The organism is Terribacillus halophilus (assembly GCF_900162685.1).
GTDB lineage: Bacteria > Bacillota > Bacilli > Bacillales > Amphibacillaceae > Terribacillus > Terribacillus halophilus_A.
The window spans coordinates 465586-488620 of sequence record NZ_LT727827.1; the positions used below are offsets into that span (position 1 = coordinate 465586).

A 23035-nucleotide genomic window follows, 5' to 3' on the forward strand; every position below is an offset into this window, starting at 1 on the left:
CGCCTCCATGGTTTATTATGCTAAAGGGTCGGTATAGAGTAAAGCAATTCGCTCACACATAAAACTAGGATCCAGTTATGCTCGTTCCAGCGGCAGCGAGCAGCAGCGGAATGACCCGCCGGATTTTATGATTTCCGAGAAGTTCACTTCTACAACTGTGATACCTTCGTTTCGCAGCGCTTCATTTACTCGCTTGTTGGAAGGCAGACTTAACAATTTACCAGGTGCAAAAGAAAGAACATTCGTCCCCATGTAAAACTGGTCTTCCTCCGATATCTCGATGGTTTTGTACAGCTGACGGAAACGTTCCAAATCTTTCTGTTCAAAAGCATCCGGATAAAGTATCGCCAAGTCCTCCCGTACCAGATTAAATACGCAATCTAAGTGCAGAATATCTTCACGAATTTTTACAGGTATAATCTCATATTCCGGAAGCAGTTTTTGCACCTGCTGAACAGCTTTCTGTTCTGTTCGTTTGCTGAGCCCAATCCATACACGCTTTCCGTCTACTACCACATCGCCGCCTTCAATCGTTCCATGGGTAATGTCTTTGTATGTAAGCTCCTGATTCTCAAGCCACTCACGCAATATTTTTGTTTCTCCCTTACGAATCTCATCTTCCATATTCGACGTAAATAACGTATCTCCTATACAAAAACCAATATCACGTGTGTAAACTTGTTCATTAAACGGTTCATGAGCCGGTACAGACATAACATCCACCCCATGATTCCGAAGTGCAGTGACAAAATCTGTATGCTGCGCCATTGCTAGTTCCCGGTCAATGTTATGGTTCAAATAATGCTTTTGCGTTTCGTTAATAACCTTTCTAATTTCCATATATGCTGGCGGACAGACAACAACATGCTTCAGCTGTCCGAATTCTGACTGACACTTTGTTTGCGGTTTTTTCTCTTCCTGCATCTTGGTCATATAATTCCCTCCAGTGGTTGGCTTTTAGATACATATCTCATCTGCACTCTTTACCATTCCCTTTTTTCGGGTTTAATAAGCTGCCAAAAAAGGGATACTACCTGTAGAAAGTGAAGGAGGAGAGCGAAGTGGAACAAGCAGAAGTCAAAAAACATGTGGAACAAATTCTGGATAAACAGAAGATCGGAACACTTGCCACCGTCCAAGATGGCAAACCTTATAGCCGATACATGGCCTTTTTTAATGAAGGATTCACATTATATTGCGCGACAAGCGGAAGCTCCCATAAAGTAGATGATATTGAGAGCAACCATAACGTCCATATCTTATTGGGCTACAATGGCGACGGTGTTGGTGATGAGTTTGTCGAAATCGAAGCCGACGCCAAAGTAAGCGAATCCCCGGAATTGAAACAGCAGCTGTGGAAAGACAGCTTTAAGGCATGGCTAGATGGTCCGGACGATCCTGATTATGTTGTCTTGGAAATCAAACCAGATAAAATCTATCTAAAAAACATTAATAAAAGCGACGTTTATACAGTCGATCTTTAAACAAAAAAGCAGAACTGCTTATGGTTCTGCTTTTTTTACATAAATGGAGATTGCCTGTTGCAAACTGGCCATTGCGTCAGCTTGCAACGTACCTTTTGATCCAAGTCCTTGAACCTGCGATGGTGACAGCCCAACAATCACTGTTTTCGTTCCCATCAGCTGAATCGCTTCAAACAGCTGTCCGAGCTTCTCTTTTCCATTCATCGTTATCTTGCCGACACCATGAAAATCGAAAAATACTTGCTCATATTCCTCTTCATCTATTCTCGATAGAATATTCGCTTCAATTACCTGCAGCTTATCTGCTTGTAAATCACCGAACAAAGGAACCAGACCCGCTTCCTCATAAAGTGGAATGAACGGACCGCTAAGTTTATGGATACGATTGATCGCATCCTCCAGCTCTTCTTTCTTTTCCAGTAATTCAAAGTCTGTCTCTGACAGCCTGGACCGAAGTTTCATTAAATCGCTAGCAAGCTGGTCAATCTCTTTCGTTTTCTCTACACAAATTATATGTGCTTCGTCCGCTTCCCATCGCACAGAGATCTCGAACACAGCCAAAGGATCATGCTTTGTTTTCATATTTAGTTCGAATTGCATCTCAGACAAATGCGGCTGTATATACTGGCTGACTTTCTGCCGGTTCTCTTCATCAACCAAACTGCTAAAATCATCTCCAATTAAGAAGATACTGCTGGCGGCATGTGAATAATCAAGTATCTTCCAATCTGAGCTGATGAAGAAATAAGGCAAAGGTAAGAATTTACCGGACGCCATCTGCCTGTTCCTCCGCCAATTCATTTAGCCACCCTGCCACTTGGTCTAAATCGTAAATTACTTGCGTCTGTCTGCCGCAATAGGGCCTGATATCATGCATTGAAACCACTCGGCCTCCAACCATAATCTTTGGCTTCCAAGGTAATTGCTCAAAAGCAGCAATGTATTCCTTCAGAGCAGGAATACGATATGGAATTGCAGCAGATAAACCGATTACTTTTGGCCGCCACTCCTCTGCACTGCTTAAAGCATGCGCTAAGGGCAGGTTAGGGCCAAGATGCCGAACTTGCCAATGCTGTTCTTCAAACAGAGCTGCTACCATCTTGGAACCAATAACATGCTGCTCCTCTTCCAAACAAAGGAACATCGCTTTATCTTCGGATTGTTTGTTTATCCGTTTAAATGGAAATATATACTGCGCCAGCGCAAAGTCACATACACTTGTTGCTAAGTGCTCGTCCGCTACTGTGATTTCATTACGCAGCCATTTCTCTCCAATATCATACATCGCCGGTGTTATGATTTCCTTGTACACACGGATACTTGGTCTTGGATCATCTGCTAAAAGGCTGTACGCCTGCCGCTCATCACCAGCAAGCAACGCTGCCGCAAAATGCTGCCAAGCTTCTGTCATCACGTATCACCCTCAGTTGTCTTCGTCCTTGTTTTTTTCTGCATGCAATACTTGAATTCCTTCCTCCAAACATGCTTTGAAAAAGGAATACTTCTTCTTTTCCATAGATGCTTCCAAAAGTGGTATCAGCCGCTCATAATTGTCTATAATAATCTTTTCATTCATACCGCGGGCAGAAAGCAGTTCAGAAAGCCACATCGTATAATCTTTAAATAGCTGCGAATCATCCGCCTCATAAGCAGTCTGCAAATAATTTAAGTGATGCTGATTATCCTCGCGCGTTCTTATTTTTCCGTTTTCCCCGTAACGTTCATATAAAGATGGATACGCGTCAAAGATGTCTTCCACGATTTTATCAAGCAATTCTTCTGCTCGGATTGTTGTGTTCATTGCGTCACCACCTCAAACATTTTTACCGTAGGCCGGATAGCCGCCAGTTCTTGATCCGGGTATTTTTTCTCCCGATCGTGAATGCGCTTGAAATCATCCCCGCTAATCCAATCTATATAACTCTGCTTGTCTTCCCAAGTAATCTCCACGGTCAATTCTCCCGGCTTCTTCTGATTGTGAAGCAGCCGGAACTGCTGGAAACCCGGAGCCTGATCCACTAGTTTCGATCTGTTTCGATAAATAGCAATCACTTCCTCTGCTTTTTCAGCAGGAACATCGAAAATCGAATGTACGATATACATGGAACCCCCCTATATTGCTGTATTCCGCGATTAATAATAGGTTATCATAATCGGATTTGCGATTATAGCATTTAAGGTTTGCACCATCAAAAAAAGCCATGATCGGCTGATCATGGCTTTTCTATTAACTTAAGCGATCCATCGCACTTCTTCTTGTAATGAATAACACTAATCCAACAAGTACAGCTGCTGCTGCCACAAAATATGGCGCTCCAATTGAAATATGCTCAGATATTTTCCCAGCAAGCCATGGAGAGATAGAACCACCTGTGAAACGCAGGAAGCTGTATGCCGCTGAAGCAGTAGAACGTTCTACTGGAGATACTTCCATCACAGCTGTTGTCATGACCGTATTGTTAATACCAAGGAGCAGCCCCATCAACGCTATCATTACAATGAGGAACCAAGGTGTATGAGAGCCGATACCCATTAAGGCCAGCGTAACAATAATACCGACCATCACCCAACCGAGTGACTTTTTCGTACCTAGTTTTGATTCAAACGAAGGAGCGATGAAAATTGAACCAATTGCAAGCATTACACCCCAGACAAAGAAGACAAAACCGATTCCAAATTCTCCAAGATTTAAGACAAATGGTGAATAAGTCAACAAAGTGAAGAATCCGAAGTTATAAAATAGAGCTGTCAATCCAATCGTCAAGAGCCCTGGGTGCCGCAGCGCCTGAAATGGCGCCGAAAGCGGGCTTTTTCTTGCTGGTTTCGGTATATCCGTCAATAGAATCCACACTGCCAGCAATCCGATCAGCATTAGTACAGCCACTCCGAAGAAAGGTCCCCGCCAGTGAATCGATCCAAGCAAACCGCCCAACAGCGGACCGACTGACATTCCTAAACCTAAAGCCGCTTCATACAGCATAATGGCAACTGCCGAACCACCGCTTGAAACACTGACTATGACAGCTAGTGCTGTAGATATAAACAAGGCATTTCCCAGCCCCCAACCAGCCCGCAGACCAACAAGCGCATCAATATTGCTCGCCAGCCCGCCTAAAGTGGAGAATAGGATAATAATGACTAAACCAATCAGCAGCGTCATTTTCGGACCAATTCTACTGGACAGCCAGCCTGTAATCAGCATCATGATTCCCGTAACAAGCAAATAACTAGTAAATAATAGCTCTACTTGGCTAGGCGTTGCATCCATTTGTGCTGCAATGGATGGAAGAATCGGGTCAACAAGGCCAATTCCCATAAATGCAACGACGCAAGCAAAAGCAACCGCCCACGCTGCCTTCGGTTGCTGAAAGATTCGTTTTATACTATGTGCATCTTCTTTTAATTCTTGTTCTGCTTTTTCAATTTCGTGCCCATCGGGTATCGTTTCTTTACGAATGTCCGACATACACTCATCTCCTTTCATTTAGTCAGCAAGCATTTTTCTACTCAGCCGGATGAACTCATTTTTCTCTTCTTCCGTCAATTTATCCAGGAAGGAGCCGAATGCTTTATCACGCGCCTCCGAGAAACTCTCATAAAAATCGGAGCCTTTTTGTGTGATAGCCAGCATGACTACTCTGCGGTCTTTCTCGGAATGAATTCGCTCCAAATAACCGTCCTTCATCATGCGATTTCCTAAATTTGTCGCACCGCTAAAGCTGATGCCAACTTCTTCAGCCAAATCTGACATGCGCATCGGACCATTATTTTTTAATAGCCTTAGCAAGACAAGCTGCGGCCCGGAAATCTGAAAATCCCATTCTTTCCGCAACGCTTTATTCACATTGCGTACTAATTCAATAAAATCAACCATATCTCTGCTTTCCATTAACAAACCCCCAAAAATGCTTTGTACTCTAGTATTAGTATACCTCAATATTTCATACATGTGAAATAAATCAATTAAAAAAAGTTCCGGCTGCTTCTAACAGCCGAAACTTCTGCTTACCCTTTTCTTTTCAGTGTTTTATCTGTCTGTTCATTTACAGCTTGGCGAATGTGATATAATTCAGCATACATTGCTGCGGCAAAAGCAGCAATAATGCTAAGCAAGACACTGACAATCATAGCCAGGAAGTCCAAATCAAATCCCAGCATAGCTACCATTCCAATGATAAAACCTATGACCAATCCAATCCCGGTGAATTGGAGTAAATTACCGAATGTTACAGAGTACATCCATTCCACATCCTTCCGTCTGCCTGTTCTCCTAGTAACTCTGTACCCCAAATCCAATCGGACTATTCATCCTGCTGATGCTTTAGTATAATAAGCCAAAAAACACTTGGGGGAATCGACATGCAATATCGTATCGCTACTATTGAAGACCTGCCTGACATCGTCTCCATTTATAATTCCACCATTGCAAGCCGCATGGTTACAGCAGACTTGGAAGAAATAACTGCAGAAAGCAAAGTGGAGTGGTTTCATCATCACAATGAAAAGCGACCGCTTTGGGTGGTAGAAGAGGACAGTCATATACTTGGCTGGATCAGCTTAGAGCCTTTCTATGGCCGAGCTGCTTACGATAAAACAGTAGAAGTCAGCATTTATCTGCATGCAGACACAAGAGGAAAAGGGCTTGGAAAGAATATGCTGCAATTCGTCTTAGATCAAGCAGAAGTTCTTGATTTCAAGACCGTCTTAGGGTTTGTTTTTGGTCATAATCAACCGAGCATTAAGCTTTTCGAAAAATTTGGTTTTACACCATGGGCGAATATGCCAAACATAGCAGAACTAGATGGTGTGGAGCGGGATTTAATCATTTTAGGCAAGCGAATTCGCGCTTAAAAAACTATCCACATGTGGATAAATAACTTATTGCACCATTCGTCAAATTATTCTGTGCATAAGTTGCCTTATGCACAAATTATGTGAACAAACAGAATCTTTCTGTGTACAAGCCTGCCTTTACCCACAAAAAAATGTGCATAGCCTTGTTTCTATGCACATTTTTCATTCTATTCATTTCGTTCTTCGAGCAAATTCGACAAACCGGAATTTATCTGGACGGTGTTTCGACTCTGTAAATTGAAATAATGTTGTGTCTTCTAGATAAACAGCACTGCGTACGACTACGAGCTGTTGATAACCTCCCATGTCCATTACCTCTGTGTCTGTAGCTTCTGCCTCCTCTACGACAACCTCTTTTCTTGCATAGCTGATTGATAAACCGACCTCTTGCTCTAAATAATCATAGATAGAATCACGAGCAATCGCTTCCGTAAGTGCCGGTGCGCACGCAGCCAACAGCAAATCTTTGTCATAGATTACCGCTTCTCCATCTAACTTTCGCAAACGGTGCAGCTCCCAGACGGGTGTGTCTTTTTCGCATTGCAGCACTTCTTGCATATATTCATCCGCTAACTTGTGCTTGAGTGCCAGTACTTGTGTTTCCACTGTCTGAGACATCGAACGGGCTAATTCCTTAAAGCTTGTCAATCCGCTCACCGGCAGCGGCAGCTTATTCTGTTCTAGGACCACAGAGCCCTTTCCTTGCAGTTTTTGAATATAACCGTTCTGCGATAGCAGCTGCAAGGCTTTTCGCACGGTTTCCCTTGATGTTTCAAATCGTTCGGACAGTTCATTTTCAGAAGGCAGCAGCTGCCCCGCCTCCATTTTAGCCGCTTGTATTTCTCTTGCTATTACATCGTAGATTGCTTGAAATTTTCTTTGCATTCGATCAGGCCTTTACGATTTACTATGGTAAATGACCGCCTCATACGGGCGAAGCTGTATCTTACTGTAGTCTGGTGTACTATCTTGATAGTTGGAAAGAAGAATCTCAGCCTCTCCTATTTCTTTTTTTGGATAAGTGAATTCTGCACTTTCACCAAAGAAGTTCGCTACAACAAGAAGTTTTTCACCATTCCATTTCCGTTCATAACTGAAGATACGTTCATCATCCATGCTTAACGGTTCATAGTCTCCATGCGTTATAATAGCATATTCTTTCCGCAAACGAATCAGCTTTTGATAATGGTAGAAAATAGAATTGTCATCTTTCACTTCTTTCTCGGCGTTAATTTCTTTATAGTTCGACGCCACAGACAGCCATGGCTCTCCTTTTGAAAAGCCAGCATTTTGCGCTGCACTCCATTGCATGGGCGTTCTGGCATTATCTCTGGAACGTCTCTGGATAATCTGCATAACCGCACTTTCATCCAAGCCTGAGTCCTTCAATTCTGTGTAGGCATTCTGCGTTTCCACATCATTATAATCTTCTATTGAAGAGAACTTAGGATCTGTCATCCCTATCTCTTCCCCTTGGTAAATATAAGGCGTTCCTTGCATCATATGCATAACGGTTGCAAGCATCTTTGCTGACTCACGGTGATACAGCTCATCATCGCCAAACCGGCTTACGATACGCGGTTGGTCATGGTTGCACCAAAACAACGCATTCCATCCGCCAGCTTGATACATGCCTATTTGCCAATCTGATAGAATCTGTTTCAGTTTGATAAAATCGAGTTTTCCGTCTGTCCATTTCTTTCCCTTTTCATAGTCCACTTTCAAATGCTGAAAGTTGAACGTCATATCCAGTTCATTTGCATCTGGACTCGTATACTGCTGGCAAGCAGCCAGACTCGTCGAAGACATTTCGCCTACTGTGACAAGATTATGAGGAGCAAAGACGGCTTGATTCATCTCTTTCATAAATTCATGGACTCTTGGACCATCCGTATAGTACTCTTTGCCGAACTGACCATCAGGAGCACTTTCATCATGCGGAAAGCTTTGGACTTTTGATACAAGATTGATAACATCCAGGCGGAATCCATCCAGTCCTTTTTCTGCCCAGAAGTTCATCATCTTATATAATTGGTTGCGAACTTCGTTATTTTCCCAGTTCAGATCTGCTTGCGTTTTGTCAAACAGATGTAAATAATACTGATTGGTATGCTCCTCGAGAGCCCAGGCAGTACCGCCGAACTTGGACACCCAATTGTTCGGTGCGTTTCCATCACTGGAGTCTCGCCAAATATAATAATTGCGGTACGGATTATCTTTTGACGTTTTGGCTTGCTGGAACCACTCGTGATTGGTTGATGTGTGATTTATTACAATATCCATCATCAGCTTCATATCCCGATCGTGCAACTCCTGCACCAGACATTCTACATCTTTCATCGTGCCATACGCAGGTTCAATGTCGTAATAATCGCTTATATCGTAACCATTATCACGCTGCGGCGACCGGTAAATTGGTGTCAGCCAAACTATATCAACACCGAGTTCTTTTATATAGTCCAGCTTCTCGATAACACCTTGTAAGTCTCCCATTCCAGAAGCTGTTGTATCATGGAAACTCTTCGGATAAATTTCATAGACTGTACTTCTTTTCCACCATGGTTCTTGCATGATAATCAACTTCCTTTCTTATACATTCTTTTTCTTTTTAGCAAACAAATAGGTTGTAACAAATGGGACGACAATTACAATTATCATTCCGATAGCAAAAGCTCCCCAGCTGCCTGGCAGAATGGAGAAGATTCCCGGCACACCACCGATGCCGACTGAACTCGCTTCTACTCCTCTCCAAGCGATAAAAGTTCCTGCTACGGCAGATGCACCTAAAGCTAGAAAGAATGGATAACGGAAGCGCAGATTCACACCAAATACAGCCGGCTCTGTTACACCTAGCCATGCACTAATCCAAGAAGTAAGTGATAAGCCGCGCAGTTTTTCATCTTTGGTTGCCAGCATAACACCTAATGTAGCTGATCCTTGTGATATATTAGACAACGCTAGAATTGGCCATAAGAATGTTGCACCTGTATTCGCAATCAGCTGCAAATCCAGCGCCAAGAATGTATGATGCAAGCCAGTGACAACAAGCGCTCCATACAACGCACCGTACAGCAATCCACCTACTGGAGCAGCTGTGTCAAACACTGCTACAAAAGCATCTGTAATCGCATTTCCAACGATAAACATAACTGGTCCAATTACGACAAAGCTTACTATACCCGAAAGCAGAAGTGAGACAGGTGCCACCACTAGTAATTGAAAGCTGTCTGCTACTTTACGTCTTAGGAACACTTCAATTTTTGCCAAGACCCATGATGCAAACAGCACGGGCAGCACTTGGCCTTGGTAACCGATACGCTGGATCTCCAACCCGAATAAGTTCCATACTGGCGCATTACCTTCTAACGCTGCACTAGCGTAATCCGTCGGACTTAATAACGATGGGTGAATTAATGCTAAACCGAGCACCATTCCCAGCAGCGGACTGCCTCCAAATTTCTTTACCGCAGACCAGCCAATTAATGCGGGCAGAAAGGCAAAAGCAGTATTCGCAATAACGTAAATCATATCTGCTATGCCAGCCCACTGCGGATACACTTGAATGATTGACCCGTCGAAGAAGATACCCTCGTTATTGAGGATGTTATGAATACCGAGCAAAAGACCTGCTGTCACAATCGCTGGCAATATCGGGATAAATATATCGCCAAGTGTTTTTAATGCTCGCTGCAGCGGATTTCCTTTCCCACTGACACTTTCTTTGACTTCCTCTTTAGTAGATTCCCCTATCCCAGTTACTTGAATGAACTCCTTATACACTTTATCAACTGTACCTTGTCCGATTACGACTTGATATTGGTTATTTGCTGAAAATGAACCCTTTACCACATCAATATTCTGAAGCGTCTCTTTATCGACTTTCTCCTCATCATGCAATGCCAATCGCAAACGTGTGACACAATGGGTTGCCGCTTGTATATTATCTCGTCCACCCAATGCTGCGACGATTTCTTCCGCCTGTTGTCTTATGTCCACCTTTTCCACCTCGCCTTTTCCTTGATGATGTAAGCGAATACAGCTAAAGCATAACTTGTATATACAAGTTATGCAAGCGTTTTCTATTACTATATACCCCAAGAATCTACTCTGGATTATTAATTTTTAAAGTAGTAAAATGGTAAAGTATTTGTAAACGTTTGTAAGTTGAACTATTTCTCAAAATAGCAGATAAAAGTTGAGGGTAATCATGCATACATATAAACCTTACTATCATTTTTCAAGGGAAAACTGGGCAGCTCTTTCCAAAACAGAACGCCTACCCCTGACACAAACAGAACTTGAAGAAATACGCGGTATTAATACGAGGATATCTTTGCCTGAGGTAGAGACTGCTTATATGCCGCTGACCAATCTTATTTCCTATTATTTAGAAGCAGCCGAAACGCTGCATGCTAAAGCGGGTGCTTTTCTAGGTACAAAGGAAAAGAAAGTACCGTTTATCATTGGTATTGCCGGCAGTGTCGCTGTTGGTAAGAGTACAATAGCAAGGCTTCTGCAATTGATGCTCTCCCGTGCTTTACCGCATAAGAAAACGGAACTTGTCACAACCGATGGCTTCCTCTACCCCAATGCTGTATTACAGGAAAAACAGCTGATGCAGCGAAAAGGGTTTCCAGAAAGCTATGATATAAAAGCATTGATAGAATTCATGGGGCAAGTGAAGGCGGGTACGACCAATATTAAAGGTCCGCAGTATTCCCACCTCACGTACGATGTCTTGTCAGAACAAACTGAGCTGGTAACGGACCCGGATATTTTAATAGTAGAAGGGGTAAACGTACTGCAGGTAAAGAAAGAATACCAATTCTTTGTCAGTGATTTCTTCGATTTCTCCATTTATATCGATGCCGACGAAGAGAACATCGAAAAATGGTACAAAGAGCGATTCCTTATGCTTCGAGCAACTGCATTCCAGGATCCAAAATCCTATTTCCGCCACTATGCGGAAGTGCCGGTGGAAGAAGCACTGCAAACAGCGGAAACGATTTGGGAGACAATTAATGCTAAAAACCTGCATGAAAACATCCTGCCAACAAAAGGCCGTTCTGACCTTATTTTAAGAAAAGGAAACAATCACGAAGTCGAAGACGTATATTTACGTAAACTCTGATAGTGAAAGGGGTCTTTCCATCATGCCGGACATTTACCATCAAATATCTAGTCAACGGGAGCATATGTCGAAGTCCCAAAAGAAAATTGCCAATTACATCATTGAACACCCGAATCAATCACCGTTTCTTAATGTAGAAGGATTAGCAAAATCAGCCGGGGTAAGTGATGCCACAATCGTCCGCTTTGCTTCATTTATGGGGTACCGAGGCTTTCCAGAAATGCAGCTGGCGCTTCAAAATGCGATGCAGGAACAACTAAATGCAACCGAACGGTTCAAGAAACCTTCTGACGATACCGAATCAGAAGATCAAGATTTATATGCCATCTTCCTGCGAGATCAAGCGAACATTCAAGAGACAATGGAAGGAATTGATATGCCAGCCTTCCATGCTGCAGCTGACACAGTTATTTATTCGAAACGAATCTTTATTTTGGCAAATCGCAGCGCCGTCAGTGTAGCGGATTTATTGCATTACCATTTATCATTTATTTTTGAAAATGTAGAGATTGTGGAGCCATCTGACCGTGCAATTGACCAAATCTCAACAATAAGGGAAGACGATGTGCTAATTGCTTTAAGCTTTGTCCGCTATTCCAATCACACGCTGCGGCTGTTTCAAATGGCAAAGGATCGCGGAGCGAAAGCAATTGCCTTCACTGATGGCTTGTCGTCTCCTTTGCTTTCCGCAGCTGATTATTCGTTCATGGCTTCCAGCAAATCGCCTTCACTGACGCATTCGCTGACTGCTCCAATCAGTTTGATTCATGCGTTCATCGCTTTAATTGGAAAAGAGAAGGCTGCTGATGTCAAAAAACGCCTCCGTACAATTGAGGAGGCGTGGCGTGACTTTAATGTATTTTCTAACTTTAACAATTCCGGGACATAATGCGCGTATTCCCTTCTAAGCAGAGCAGGCGGTTAAAAAAGCAGCCTAGCTATTTAATTTATTGTACAAAAAAATCCAAACGATGCTGTTAAGTGGAAATCCCAGCATTGTTTGGATTTTTGTATACCTTGAAACACACTTCATTTATTCTCTTCATAAGCTGCTTCGGCAGCGGGCAGATAGCTGTAAACAGCTTCTACATACTGAATGTCTCCATAGCAGGCATCTAGTTCTTCTGATTCTGGACGTATACATCGATATATTTCTGGATTGTCCACCTGATCAAATTGTTCTTGAGAGAATTGAATGGCTAAATCCTCGCTAAACGCACCGCCATTTGCCTCGACAAAATCAATAAAACCAGGCCCAAAATTATAAGCTTGAACTGCAACCTCTGTCTTTCCATCTGCCGCTTCTAAAACATCAACAAAATGGGAGACGCCATAAGCAATAGACTCGCTAGCATCCTCAATACAGCCAATCTCGCCGCATTTGCTTTCGGAAGCTTGCATTGGATCATCTCCTCTGCCTCCCGACTCTTGCATCATAACGGAAAGGACAAGCGGAGCAAGTGATTCCTGCCCTGACTTGGCTAATTCCTCATAAATAATATCCCGATAATTTAGAGCACTCGCTGAAAGGGCTCTTCCTGTCTGTTGCTCCTCCCCATCGTTTTCTATCATGACAGATATGATAAACAACAGGAAGAATAATCCCAAACCAACTATTACTACTGTACGAAACGCCGACAATAGTGTTTGCGGTTTTCTTTTATGCTTCTTTTTCACCTTTTTCACCCGCCATATGACGTTTTCGCAAAAAGACTGCCCAGCCGACTGAGAAAAGCAAACTTCCAATACAAATAACTAGTATTATATTCCAATACGGCGGCCGATAGGTAAACACAATATGATTATCCCCAGTCTGCAGCTTAACACCAAGAAATGCATAATCCGCTTTCTGCAACTCTTGTTCTTCTCCATTCACTGACACTTTCCAGCCTTTTTCATATGGAACCGGTATTTTCAAATAGCTGCCTTCCTGCTCATTTGTATAATCTAATGTGACTTGACTAGAACCAATGGTAAACGGAATATCCTTTGCTTCTATGGCGGAACGTTCAAGCTTATGATAATCTTCATGCTGCAGACGAAAATCTTCCAGATTGTAGCTGCCTTTTGGCAATCGTATACGGATTGTATCTGCTGCTTTTACTCGTATGGTCAATTCATTCACTTTCGTTCGGTAAATAGATTGTCTGGATTTTCTATCTGTTTGAAACTCATTCACAGTTAAATCAAATAATGGTGCAGCTGCATCATTATTCTTTAAATAAAAGCTAAGATAATAATCACCTGTTTGCGGTAAATCTTCGTCAAGACGCAAATCCAAGCCGCCTTCCTCTTCCTCTACTTGAAGCTGACCATTCTGATAATATCCTCCCACTGCTTGGATGGATACCTTGTCCATTAGATTTGGAAGCGACTCGGCTTGCGAGGTAGAGTCCCCATCAGCCAAGATGATACCATCTAGCATGGCTTGTTCTCTTTCAAGCGGGGTATGGTTCGCTAACGTCTCTTCTGTCAACACATCATCCGTCACTTTCGCAAATGGAAGCAAATTATCATTCCGATAGACAACATAACGATTGCTCTCTAAATATGGTGTGAAGCCATATGGTGCGTCTATCGGTTCTTGTTTATCGTACATGATATATTTTCCATTAAGCAAGCTGTACAAGTTGGCTCTGTTACCAAACCCAGAGATGCGACTAACGCTTTCCCGTTTCATATCAATATTCATATCGTAATAATAGAAAAACAGCAGATTCTTATTCAGGATGCTTGAATAGATGCTCACGCCAGGAAAACCTTGCACGAGATTTGTATTGTTTCGATTATCTGTCTTCCACTCCAGCCTAGTAAAACGATCATCTGAGCTCAATACCTCGCGTATCAATCGCTGTTGTTCTTTACTAGCGTATTTATCACTTGTCAAAAATTTCAAAGTAGAAGTCTCTACATTACCAGCGTTCGTAAGCTGCTCCTCTTGATGCGCATTGATTAGCGGTACATAAGTTGCAAACACTACCAGCATACATAGCCCTAATATTACTCGCTTCCGTTTAAATGCATACAATAGAAAAGCCAGCAGGACTAGTATCACACCAGTCCAAACCTGTTTTGCCCAATCATCTCCCCAGTCTAACCTCAAGTCATGACGCAGGTAGACGCTATAGAGCAAAATAACAAGACCAATCGCAAGCAATACATGCCATTTCTTCACTTTGGTTAATAAGGTTATTCCGACGGCAATCGTTCCCGCAATGACAAACATAGATATATACTCAAAACGGTATTGTGGTGCAGAAAAACCATTAAAAATACTTGCAATCCGCGGACTGCCTTGGAAGAAAATGAACAATATGCTTAACAAGGCAAATAAACGAAACAACTTGTTCTTATAAAATTCGACAGTACAAACTAACAAAACAAACAAGACAGGAACAAACAGCGTCCGGCTTGTGAACAAAATATTGTCTTCATTTTCATAGAAAGGAATAACGTCTTCAAAGGCCGGCCGATAATTGTTTAAGAAAGCATATACTGCCGGCACGAATGAAATAGCACCAATCCCAAACCCAAGCATGACTGCAGGCACAAAGAAGAGTAATTGCGTTCTGATTGGCACTTCATTATCGGAAAGTTTAATTAGCCATCTGGCAATCACATAGATTCCGATAAACAAAAAGTTTATGTAAGAAAAATAAAAATTATCAAAAACAGACAATGCCACTGCAGCGATCATCCAATACGGGTTCCGCTCCCGGATGATTTTCTCTGCTCCTAATACAAGCAGCGGCAGCCAAAGAAACGCATTTGCGAAAAATTCCCAGTACACAACATGCCGAAAGTAAATCGCACTCCCCGCATAAAAACAAGCCCCAATGAACGCAGGCACAATTGGAATACGCAAGTAGCGAAACACACCGACTGCAAGCAGTAACGCTGCAGCAAGCCGGATAATGCTTACCGGCAAGATCGCCTTTGCCCATGTAATAACATCCGGGGTGCCAATGACACCGACTAATTCCAATCCTTTAATTGATAACAATGTAAGCAGGTATACGATACTCGTTGAGAAATAATAAGCGAGCTGACTATAAATACCGCCGCCAAGTCCGAATGAAAAGGAGTAAAAGAAATTCCCCTGCGAGTATTGCTCGTACAAGTGCTGCTTGAATGGCAGCATCTGCGCCATTCCATCATTAGGTCCGAGCATAAACCGCCCGTTTATATATTCACTAATAAAGTGCATATGTACAACAATCGAAAAAACAAGTGCTGCCAAGATAAGCAGCACGACTTTGACTCTACGCTTCATGTGTCACATCCTCACGTCTATTCTTCATAATTTTACTTGTGATAACAAACGTGATTGGCACCGTAATAAAGACAGCTGCAATTGGCGCCACCGTTCCGCTCCAGCCTAGAACCTCAATAAATAAAGACACAAGAACAGAAGAGACTGCTATATTGACTGCCTGTGTCAAAGGAAACTGGAAAAACTTGCGCCAAGTCGGGCGTACCCCATAAGTGAAATAACTATTTAAGAAAAACGAGAAAATCATACTCAAGATTACGCCAATCCAATGAGATAGAAGATAAAACACATCTGCGACTTGATAAAACAGCAGATAAATAAGGTAATAACAAATCGTATTAAGCACCCCAACAATTACAAATCGGGTGAATTCAAGCTTCCATATTTTTTTCATAATGTTTCTTTTCCTCAATATTTGTATCTTTTATTAGATAGTGCGGTCTGCGTTTTGTTTCATTGTAGATACGGCCGATGTATTCTCCAATAACGCCTAAGCTCACAAGCTGAACACCTCCGAGGAAGAGAATAGCCGTAATCAGTGTAAAGTACCCAGGTGTGATAACTCCTCGTACCAGCACTTCAACAAACGTGTACAAGATGTAAGCGATAGAAAGGAACAATACAATGAATCCTGCATACAAGCATATACGCAGCGGCTTTGTATTAAACGACACAACACCGTCGATACCATAATTAATTAATTTTCCAAAAGACCACTTTGACTCTCCATTTTGGCGGGATACGTTATCGTAATATACCGTTTTCTGTTCGAATCCGATCCAAGAGAACAGACCTTTCGAGAAACGGTTGCCTTCACTTAAAATCAGCAGTGCATCAATCGCCCTCCTGCTAAGCAAACGAAAGTCACCAACACCATTTTGTATCCGAACATCAATGAACTTGTTCATAACATGATAATACATAGTCGAAAGCACTTTGCGCGGAAAGCTTTCTCCTTTTCTGTTCCGTCGGGCAATTACTTGATCATACCCTTCTTCAAATCCTGCAAGTAATTCGTGCAGAAGTGCTACGGGGTGCTGTAAGTCAGCATCGATAACAACTGCACAATCTCCCTTTGCATGCTGGAAGCCTGCTAATATAGCCGCCTCTTTCCCAAAATTTCTCGTAAATGATAGATAGTGCACATTATAATGCTGTTCCGCCAATTCCTTCAGCTCCAGCAACGTCGTGTCTGAGCTTCCATCATCTACATAAATTACCTCGTAGTCATAAGAAGAATATTGTAATTCTTTCGTAAGTTCTTCATAAAAAAGATCTACATTATCAGCTTCATTATACGAAGGCACAATTACGGATAGTAATTTTGCAGCCATTCTTTTCCCTCCATTAGGTAAAACTTTCTATATATGTATTGTTAAAATTGTGGGCGGCTTGCCATCTTATTATACTTCACTACCCCAATTTCGTCAGTTTACATCCTGCCAGATAGAGGGAATAGCTAATAAAAAGGAAAAAAGGAGCAGACCACATGCAAAAATTAGTAGCAATAGACCTAGATGGAACATTTCTGAATCAAAACTATACAATCTCGTCGCTTCATGCAGATGCTGTCAAAAAGGCCCAGGAAAAAGGTGCACAAATTGTAATTGCAACAGGAAGAGCACAATTCGATGTACAGCGTCTTTTCCAGGATCAGGACTTGTCATCTTGGATTATCGGTGCCAATGGTGCAACTACGTATGATCCAGACGGCAACCTAACACTTCCCCTGCCACTTAAGGCGGTTTATGCAAAAGAGATTGTCCGTTGGCTTTCTGCAGAGAATTACTATTTTGAAATTGTCACAGATCAGGAGATATTCATAACTTCTAATGCGAAACAGCTGCTCGAAGATGAAATGGATATCGTCCAACAGGCAGACAAAAAAGAAATGAAAAGAGCAAAAGAACGGCAGCTAGGTCAAGCCAATATAAAGGAAATTGATGACTATATGCATGTCTTCCAAAAAGAGAAAGACATTTACAAAGTAACAATTGTCAGTTTTGATGAAGAAAGAAGACGTGTGGCAGCAGATACATTAGGTAAAAAAGAATTAAATCTTTACTCTTCTGCGGACTTTAACTTGGAGATTGTGGATGGCAAAGCCTCCAAAGGGAAAGCTCTGAAGAAACTCGCGAAGCAATTAGATATTAAAAAAGATGATATTATTGCAGTTGGAGACAGTATGAATGACTTGCCAATGCTAGAAGTGGCAGGCACAAAGGTTGCAATGGGCAACGCTACAGATGAAGTGAAAGAAGCATGTGACTATACGACGGATACAAATGAAGAAAATGGCGTTGCAACTATGCTTAATCGTGAAATTCTGCAAAAATAGAGGTTAAAAGATACAAAAAAAGTAGAAGGCACCTAAGTATAGAAGGTGGCCTTCTACTTTTTATCTTAACTATCTCTTTTACGGCATCGATTACCTGCCTCTATTTTTTTGATATTCAATTGTACTATATACTTGGGCGCTTGCCGATGGGTCCAAGAATAGTTTTGCACTGTTAACTGCTGTGATTGTTTCGGCAAACCCTGTAGCAATAAGCATATTTTTTTTCGGATAATGTACAGCATCTCCGGCTGCATAAATTCCCGGTATATTTGTCGCCATTTCATGGTCAACAATAACTTTGTGCTTGTCCGTCTCAATTCCCCAGTTAGCAAACGGGGTTTGTTTAAGATTTACATTTTCATAATATAATAAGGCATCCGTTTCCAGCATTGTTTCCATTCCATCTTTCTCAACTAGCAGCGTGTGCAGCTCTTGCTTATTCCCCATGAGCTTCGTTACTTTATGGTTGTATTTGACCGTAATCGACGTCTCCGCTAATGCTTCGATTACTTGCGGCGGCGTATAGAGGAAATAATCGCGCTGGTTGAGCAACGTTACTTCTTTTGCTGTCTTCTCCAGCGCCATCGCCCAGTCAATCCCTGTACGGTTTGCTGCATATACGACAACACGCTGATCCCGGAAGTTTTCAGGAGACTTTAAATAATAATGAAGGTTTTTTTCTTCATATAGTGCTGCTTCTTCAAGCGGAAGTGACTTCATTTGGTACGTTCCCATTCCGCAAGTCAGGATGACTGTCCTTGTCATGTACAACATACCTTCCGTTGTCTCCAATTCAAATATGCCGTCACTTCTCTTTCTAATATGTTCAACAAAATCACCTGTTACGATCTCCGGTTCTGCTCTTCTGCTTTGTTCCAACAGTTGGGCAACCATTTCCTCCCCGGTGGCAGCAGGATAACCACCGACATCAAAAATGTGCTTTTCTGGATAAAATTGAGCTACTTTTCCGCCAAAACCAGCTGTCGCTTCAATTAGTAAGGTTGTCATCTTGCGCATTTTTGTATAAAAAGATGCATATAATCCTGTCGTTCCGCCACCAACAATGATGACATCGTATATAAAATCATTCCGCACTTCTATTTCCTCCTCTTTTACAAAGACGTTAATTTACTATAATTACCCCATATATTGGTTTGCTTTTTCTCCCCTTGGGTATACAATACTCCTAAGACTATAGAACTATCTAACAACTTGGAGGAACTACATGCAAGAAATCACTGGGACTTATAACGTCACCTTTGTCATCGTATCAATTATTATTGCTATTCTTTCATCCTATATCGCTTTGGATATGTGTTCCAGAATAAACCGGACCACCGGATGGCAAAAGTTTTATTGGTTTATATCCAGCTCGATCTTGATGGCACTCGGCATCTGGTCGATGCACTTTCTTTCCATGCTGGCTTATAAATTGCCGACACAAGTTACATACGAGCCGGGAATGGTCACCTTATCCGTAATTTGTGCATTTATAGGCACCTCAATTGCCTTTTACCTCTCCTCTATCAGACTTACCGTTTTACGACTTATGGCGGGGGGTATTTGTATGGGAGCTGCAATAGCAAGTATGCATTATGTTGGCATGATGGCCATGCGTCTGGATGGCTGATGCATCATAGCGGCTTATATTTCTACTTATCTATATTGATTGCTATTATAGCATCTTGTGTCGCCTTGCTGCTTTTCCACTACTTCCAGCACAATAACAGCCAGGCACAGCATCTATATAAATTGGCAAGTGCCATTACAATGGGTATTGCTATTTGTGGTATGCACTACACTGGAATGAAGGCCGCTGTTGTCCATGTGAACAGCCGCTCGATCTTGGCTGAACCCATTTCCACGCCAAATAATGTGAATCTAGCCATCAGTGTAATGATCGTTATTCTGCTCACCCAAGTTTTAGCTTTCGTTTCCACTTCCACAGATCAGAAACTTGCTGAACAAGCAGATCAATTACACTATATCGCAAATCATGACGAATTGACGAAAATACCGAACCGGCGTTATTTCGAACAACAGCTTCGTGACTATTTAGAGAATAGAGCAGACGAGACAGCCGCGCTGTTTTTTATGGATTTAGACCGGTTTAAAGCAGTCAATGACACACTTGGTCATAAGTTCGGTGATAAACTGCTGCAGCTTGTGACATTACGGCTGTCCCGTATGCTGCCGAAACAAAGCGTGATTGCACGGCTTGGCGGAGATGAATTTACCTTGCTATATCCGGGAGCCACAAAGGAAAATGCAACCCAGCTCGCACAAGAAATTATTCAAAGTGTGGACGAAGTCTTTTTTATTGAAGGAAGAAAAGTGAGTGTAAGTACTAGCGTTGGCGTAGCGTTAATTCCTGACAATGGGACGACCAGCAAAGAAGTAATGCGATTTGCTGATATCGCCATGTACTTAGCAAAAGAAAGCGGTCGATCCAATTATAAATTTTTTGCTAATGAAACGTTACAAAACAAACAACCGCTCCTCCTAGAATCAGAGTTGTGCAGTGCTATTGCCAACGGAGAAATTCAAGTGTTTTTCCAGCCTAAAATGGCAAGCACGGGCGATTGTCTCTATGGCATGGAGGCATTATGCCGCTGGATTCATCCTGTTCATGGGATAATTCAACCTTCACAATTTATCCCATTAGCAGAGAAAAACGGCGATATTGTCGCTCTCGACAGAAAAATGATTGAGCTAGTATTCAGCGAAATGAACAAGGAAGCCTTCCGTGACTTGCATGTAGCAGTAAACATTAGTACACAGCAATTTTATAATAATCGTTTCGTCAGTTTTCTCCGTAAACAAATGCAAGACAATCCAAAAGTTGATGTATCCAAGCTAGAGATAGAAATAACAGAAGAAACAGCGATACAAGACGTGGAAGGTGCCGCCCAAACAATCACAGAACTAAAGGAGCTTGGCATTCGCATTGCATTGGATGATTTCGGGAAAGGGTTTAATAGCCTGAATTACTTGAAGCAGCTTCCTGTTGACACACTGAAAATTGATCGTGCATTCATTGCTAACCTGCCGGAAGATTTTCAAGACCAAGCTATCGTCTCTTCTATTGTAACTTTAGCGAAGAAACTAGAACTTGCTATTGTGGCAGAAGGCGTGGAAAGTCAGGAACAATTGAATTGGGTACAAGATTTGAAATGTGATTATGCACAAGGTTATATGTTTAGCAAGCCTTTGCAAGTAAGTGATTTTCTTACATATCTGCAAGCTTTTAATAAGGAACATAAAAAGAAGGTGAGCCCTGTATAACAGGGCTCACCTCCTTTTTTTAATATTCGGCTTTATCTTCCTTTTCCATCCACGCTCTCATCGGATTCGCTGTGTCGCTTTCCTTTAGCTGGGTTGTATTTATTTTCCTCTCTTCGTATGGTTTATCTATTTCTTGATAAATAAAGTCATCATCAAATCCAATTTCTGCAGCGTCTTTTTTTGTGTAAGCAAAGTACAATGCTTTCGGACGTGCCCAATAAATTGCTCCTAAGCACATCGGACAAGGTTCGCAGCTCGAGTAGATCACACAATCCTCTAATTCGAAATGGCCGATATAGCTCGTGGCATTACGTATTGCCTGCATTTCGGCATGCGCTGTCGGGTCATGCAAATTGGTAACCAAGTTGGTCCCTTCTCCAATTATTTCATCACCTCGGACAATAACAGCACCGAATGGGCCACCCTTACCGCTTTGTACATTTTCTGCAGCAATTTTACATGTATAATCTATATAATATTGATGATTCATTCTGTTTCCCCCAATACATACTTTGTTTCATTATAGGATTATTCTCAATATTTCGCCAGTTTGTAAGTATAGAATTAAGAGGGAATAGGAACAATATACTTGTTACTTTTCGTAACCTCGTTTATAATTAGGAAATAACAGATAAAGTAAACAGTGCTTTTACAGAGGTGATGATAGATGAAATCTGCAGATTTATGTCCACGTTTTGAAACAGGAATGGAGCTCCTGAGTAAACGTTGGAATGGCTTTATCATTTTCCGCCTCTTAGAAGGATCACAGCGTTTCTCTGAATTGGAATCTTCCTTGCCAATCAGCGGCCGGCTGCTTTCAGAAAGACTGAAAGAGCTGGAAGCAGCAGGTATTACTACAAGAACAGTATATCCGGACACACCTGTCCGTATTGAATATGAACTGACCGAAAAAGGTCGCGCATTGCGCCCTGTGATCACTTCCATAAGAGAATGGGCGGAGAAATGGGTTAACCCGGAAGAATTAGACTCGATGAATCAATAAATAGCTCGAAAACCTGACCTCTCTGATAGGACAGGTTTTTTTGTTGCTTATTTATTCTGAATAATAAAAATATTAATAACATAGGCTTTACAACCTTCTGTAACGGGTATATAGTTGAAGGATATTAAAGGATAGGAGGTGGTGAGGAAATGCAACGCAAAGCTGCTCTTTTGTTTATCGGTCTATTGCTGTCGGTAATGCTTCAATTAATGCTCGTACATCCATCACATTATTGGAAGACAAACGACATTGAGCCCCAGCATGTTGTTAGTCATAAGGCCGATCTGCCGGATGATGAAAAGCACTGGTTTCCGATGCTAGCACAAACAGCAGTCCTGCTTCTTCTCCCGTTACTGCTTACTGGGAATATAATGCAAGCACGTTCGATGCAGACGAAACAGACGCTCCGGCATTTCCTGCTAGCCGTCTTCTATCAATCGAGTTACCGCTGAATAGGCTCCCTTTGTTGCTTAAAGGTTCTTAGCATTCCAAAGGAGGGGACGAAAATGTTTGTGGCAAGAGCGATCATCGTCGTAGCATTTTCCATTAGTGCACTATCTATCTTTGCTTTTCAAGGTGTCGAATTAGTGCATGCCATTTCTGACCTATTCAGCAATAAAAAAGGTTAATCAAAAAGAGCGTATTCTGAGGGGAGTACGCTCTTTTT

At 42.0% G+C, this 23035-nt stretch carries 27 protein-coding genes; 10 read left to right on the top strand and 17 right to left on the bottom strand.

Annotated elements, in window-relative coordinates:
• Positions 1-75: 75 nt before the first annotated feature.
• Complete coding sequence (locus B1K52_RS03390; protein WP_077305348.1) at positions 76-933, bottom strand: dimethylarginine dimethylaminohydrolase family protein; 858 nt, start codon at positions 931-933, stop codon at positions 76-78.
• Positions 934-1061: 128 nt separating this feature from the next.
• Here B1K52_RS03390 and B1K52_RS03395 point away from each other — a divergent pair, with 128 nt between their 5' ends.
• Positions 1062-1484 carry a pyridoxamine 5'-phosphate oxidase family protein gene (locus tag B1K52_RS03395; protein WP_077305350.1) on the top strand — a complete coding sequence of 141 codons (423 nt, stop codon included), beginning with the start codon at positions 1062-1064 and terminating at the stop codon, positions 1482-1484.
• A gap of 18 nt (positions 1485-1502) precedes the next feature.
• Here the strand turns inward: B1K52_RS03395 and B1K52_RS03400 are convergent, their stop codons facing one another.
• The 7 genes from B1K52_RS03400 to B1K52_RS03430 all read right to left on the bottom strand — a co-directional run bounded on the left by B1K52_RS03400 (position 1503) and on the right by B1K52_RS03430 (position 5723).
• The gene (locus B1K52_RS03400) at positions 1503-2261 is read right to left on the bottom strand and encodes an STAS domain-containing protein (protein WP_077305352.1); all 759 of its coding nucleotides are present in this window, start codon (positions 2259-2261) and stop codon (positions 1503-1505) included.
• Positions 2248-2895 (bottom strand): cobalamin B12-binding domain-containing protein, encoded by a 648-nt coding sequence (locus B1K52_RS03405; RefSeq protein WP_077305354.1) that lies wholly within the window; start codon positions 2893-2895, stop codon positions 2248-2250. The genes B1K52_RS03400 and B1K52_RS03405 overlap by 14 nt, the downstream gene beginning before the upstream one ends.
• A 12-nt stretch (positions 2896-2907) precedes the next feature.
• Positions 2908-3285: a hypothetical protein gene (locus B1K52_RS03410; RefSeq protein WP_179106446.1), complete on the bottom strand. Its 378-nt coding sequence runs from the start codon at positions 3283-3285 to the stop codon at positions 2908-2910.
• Positions 3282-3587 (bottom strand): antibiotic biosynthesis monooxygenase family protein, encoded by a 306-nt coding sequence (locus tag B1K52_RS03415; RefSeq protein WP_077305356.1) that lies wholly within the window; start codon positions 3585-3587, stop codon positions 3282-3284. The genes B1K52_RS03410 and B1K52_RS03415 overlap by 4 nt, the downstream gene beginning before the upstream one ends.
• 124 nt (positions 3588-3711) lie before the next feature.
• Positions 3712-4950 carry an MFS transporter gene (locus tag B1K52_RS03420; RefSeq protein ID WP_077305358.1) on the bottom strand — a complete coding sequence of 413 codons (1239 nt, stop codon included), beginning with the start codon at positions 4948-4950 and terminating at the stop codon, positions 3712-3714.
• Positions 4951-4968: 18 nt separating this feature from the next.
• Entirely contained in the window at positions 4969-5373 is a 405-nt protein-coding gene (locus B1K52_RS03425; protein ID WP_179106447.1) for a MarR family winged helix-turn-helix transcriptional regulator, read from the bottom strand.
• Positions 5374-5489: 116 nt separating this feature from the next.
• A complete protein-coding gene (locus B1K52_RS03430; RefSeq protein ID WP_077305362.1) occupies positions 5490-5723 on the bottom strand; it encodes a hypothetical protein in 234 nt (77 codons plus the stop codon).
• A gap of 120 nt (positions 5724-5843) precedes the next feature.
• Between B1K52_RS03430 and B1K52_RS03435 the strand changes: the two genes are divergently transcribed.
• Positions 5844-6335 carry a GNAT family N-acetyltransferase gene (locus tag B1K52_RS03435; protein ID WP_077305364.1) on the top strand — a complete coding sequence of 164 codons (492 nt, stop codon included), beginning with the start codon at positions 5844-5846 and terminating at the stop codon, positions 6333-6335.
• Between the two features lie 174 nt (positions 6336-6509).
• Here the strand turns inward: B1K52_RS03435 and treR are convergent, their stop codons facing one another.
• The 3 genes from treR to treP are packed head-to-tail and all read right to left on the bottom strand — an operon-like array spanning position 6510 to position 10328.
• Positions 6510-7223, bottom strand: coding sequence for a trehalose operon repressor (gene treR, locus B1K52_RS03440; protein WP_077305366.1), 714 nt, complete (start codon positions 7221-7223; stop codon positions 6510-6512).
• Positions 7224-7235: 12 nt separating this feature from the next.
• Complete coding sequence (gene treC / locus B1K52_RS03445; protein WP_077305368.1) at positions 7236-8909, bottom strand: alpha,alpha-phosphotrehalase; 1674 nt, start codon at positions 8907-8909, stop codon at positions 7236-7238.
• An 18-nt stretch (positions 8910-8927) separates the two neighbouring features.
• Entirely contained in the window at positions 8928-10328 is a 1401-nt protein-coding gene (treP, locus tag B1K52_RS03450; protein ID WP_077305879.1) for a PTS system trehalose-specific EIIBC component, read from the bottom strand.
• Between the two features lie 217 nt (positions 10329-10545).
• Between treP and coaA the strand changes: the two genes are divergently transcribed.
• Together coaA and B1K52_RS03460 are read left to right on the top strand one after the other, a co-directional pair.
• A complete protein-coding gene (gene coaA, locus B1K52_RS03455; RefSeq protein WP_077305370.1) occupies positions 10546-11469 on the top strand; it encodes a type I pantothenate kinase in 924 nt (307 codons plus the stop codon).
• A 22-nt stretch (positions 11470-11491) separates the two neighbouring features.
• A complete protein-coding gene (locus B1K52_RS03460; protein WP_077305372.1) occupies positions 11492-12358 on the top strand; it encodes a MurR/RpiR family transcriptional regulator in 867 nt (288 codons plus the stop codon).
• A gap of 140 nt (positions 12359-12498) precedes the next feature.
• Here the strand turns inward: B1K52_RS03460 and B1K52_RS03465 are convergent, their stop codons facing one another.
• The 4 genes from B1K52_RS03465 to B1K52_RS03480 are packed head-to-tail and all read right to left on the bottom strand — an operon-like array spanning position 12499 to position 17076.
• Entirely contained in the window at positions 12499-13146 is a 648-nt protein-coding gene (locus tag B1K52_RS03465) for a lysozyme family protein (RefSeq protein WP_077305374.1), read from the bottom strand.
• Complete coding sequence (locus tag B1K52_RS03470; protein ID WP_077305376.1) at positions 13130-15742, bottom strand: YfhO family protein; 2613 nt, start codon at positions 15740-15742, stop codon at positions 13130-13132. The genes B1K52_RS03465 and B1K52_RS03470 overlap by 17 nt, the downstream gene beginning before the upstream one ends.
• Complete coding sequence (locus B1K52_RS03475) at positions 15732-16136, bottom strand: GtrA family protein (RefSeq protein ID WP_077305378.1); 405 nt, start codon at positions 16134-16136, stop codon at positions 15732-15734. The genes B1K52_RS03470 and B1K52_RS03475 overlap by 11 nt, the downstream gene beginning before the upstream one ends.
• Positions 16114-17076, bottom strand: a complete 963-nt coding sequence (locus B1K52_RS03480; RefSeq protein ID WP_077305380.1) for a glycosyltransferase family 2 protein — start codon at positions 17074-17076, stop codon at positions 16114-16116. The genes B1K52_RS03475 and B1K52_RS03480 overlap by 23 nt, the downstream gene beginning before the upstream one ends.
• A 155-nt stretch (positions 17077-17231) precedes the next feature.
• Between B1K52_RS03480 and B1K52_RS03485 the strand changes: the two genes are divergently transcribed.
• Positions 17232-18080, top strand: a complete 849-nt coding sequence (locus tag B1K52_RS03485) for a Cof-type HAD-IIB family hydrolase (RefSeq protein ID WP_077305382.1) — start codon at positions 17232-17234, stop codon at positions 18078-18080.
• Between the two features lie 90 nt (positions 18081-18170).
• Here the strand turns inward: B1K52_RS03485 and B1K52_RS03490 are convergent, their stop codons facing one another.
• Positions 18171-19175, bottom strand: a complete 1005-nt coding sequence (locus tag B1K52_RS03490; RefSeq protein ID WP_179106448.1) for an NAD(P)/FAD-dependent oxidoreductase — start codon at positions 19173-19175, stop codon at positions 18171-18173.
• A gap of 130 nt (positions 19176-19305) precedes the next feature.
• Between B1K52_RS03490 and B1K52_RS03495 the strand changes: the two genes are divergently transcribed.
• Positions 19306-19710: an MHYT domain-containing protein gene (locus B1K52_RS03495; protein WP_077305385.1), complete on the top strand. Its 405-nt coding sequence runs from the start codon at positions 19306-19308 to the stop codon at positions 19708-19710.
• Entirely contained in the window at positions 19710-21365 is a 1656-nt protein-coding gene (locus tag B1K52_RS03500) for a bifunctional diguanylate cyclase/phosphodiesterase (RefSeq protein WP_077305387.1), read from the top strand. Before B1K52_RS03495 ends, B1K52_RS03500 begins: the two co-directional genes overlap by 1 nt.
• Before the next feature lie 19 nt (positions 21366-21384).
• Here the strand turns inward: B1K52_RS03500 and B1K52_RS03505 are convergent, their stop codons facing one another.
• The gene (locus B1K52_RS03505) at positions 21385-21855 is read right to left on the bottom strand and encodes a nucleoside deaminase (protein WP_077305389.1); all 471 of its coding nucleotides are present in this window, start codon (positions 21853-21855) and stop codon (positions 21385-21387) included.
• A gap of 177 nt (positions 21856-22032) precedes the next feature.
• On the opposite strand from B1K52_RS03505, the gene B1K52_RS03510 reads away from it, so the two are divergent.
• The 3 genes from B1K52_RS03510 to B1K52_RS18180 all read left to right on the top strand — a co-directional run bounded on the left by B1K52_RS03510 (position 22033) and on the right by B1K52_RS18180 (position 22997).
• Positions 22033-22368 (top strand): winged helix-turn-helix transcriptional regulator, encoded by a 336-nt coding sequence (locus B1K52_RS03510; protein WP_077305391.1) that lies wholly within the window; start codon positions 22033-22035, stop codon positions 22366-22368.
• Positions 22369-22517: 149 nt separating this feature from the next.
• Positions 22518-22820 carry a hypothetical protein gene (locus B1K52_RS03515; protein ID WP_077305393.1) on the top strand — a complete coding sequence of 101 codons (303 nt, stop codon included), beginning with the start codon at positions 22518-22520 and terminating at the stop codon, positions 22818-22820.
• A 54-nt stretch (positions 22821-22874) separates the two neighbouring features.
• A complete protein-coding gene (locus B1K52_RS18180; RefSeq protein ID WP_256855828.1) occupies positions 22875-22997 on the top strand; it encodes a hypothetical protein in 123 nt (40 codons plus the stop codon).
• Positions 22998-23035 lie beyond the last annotated feature (38 nt).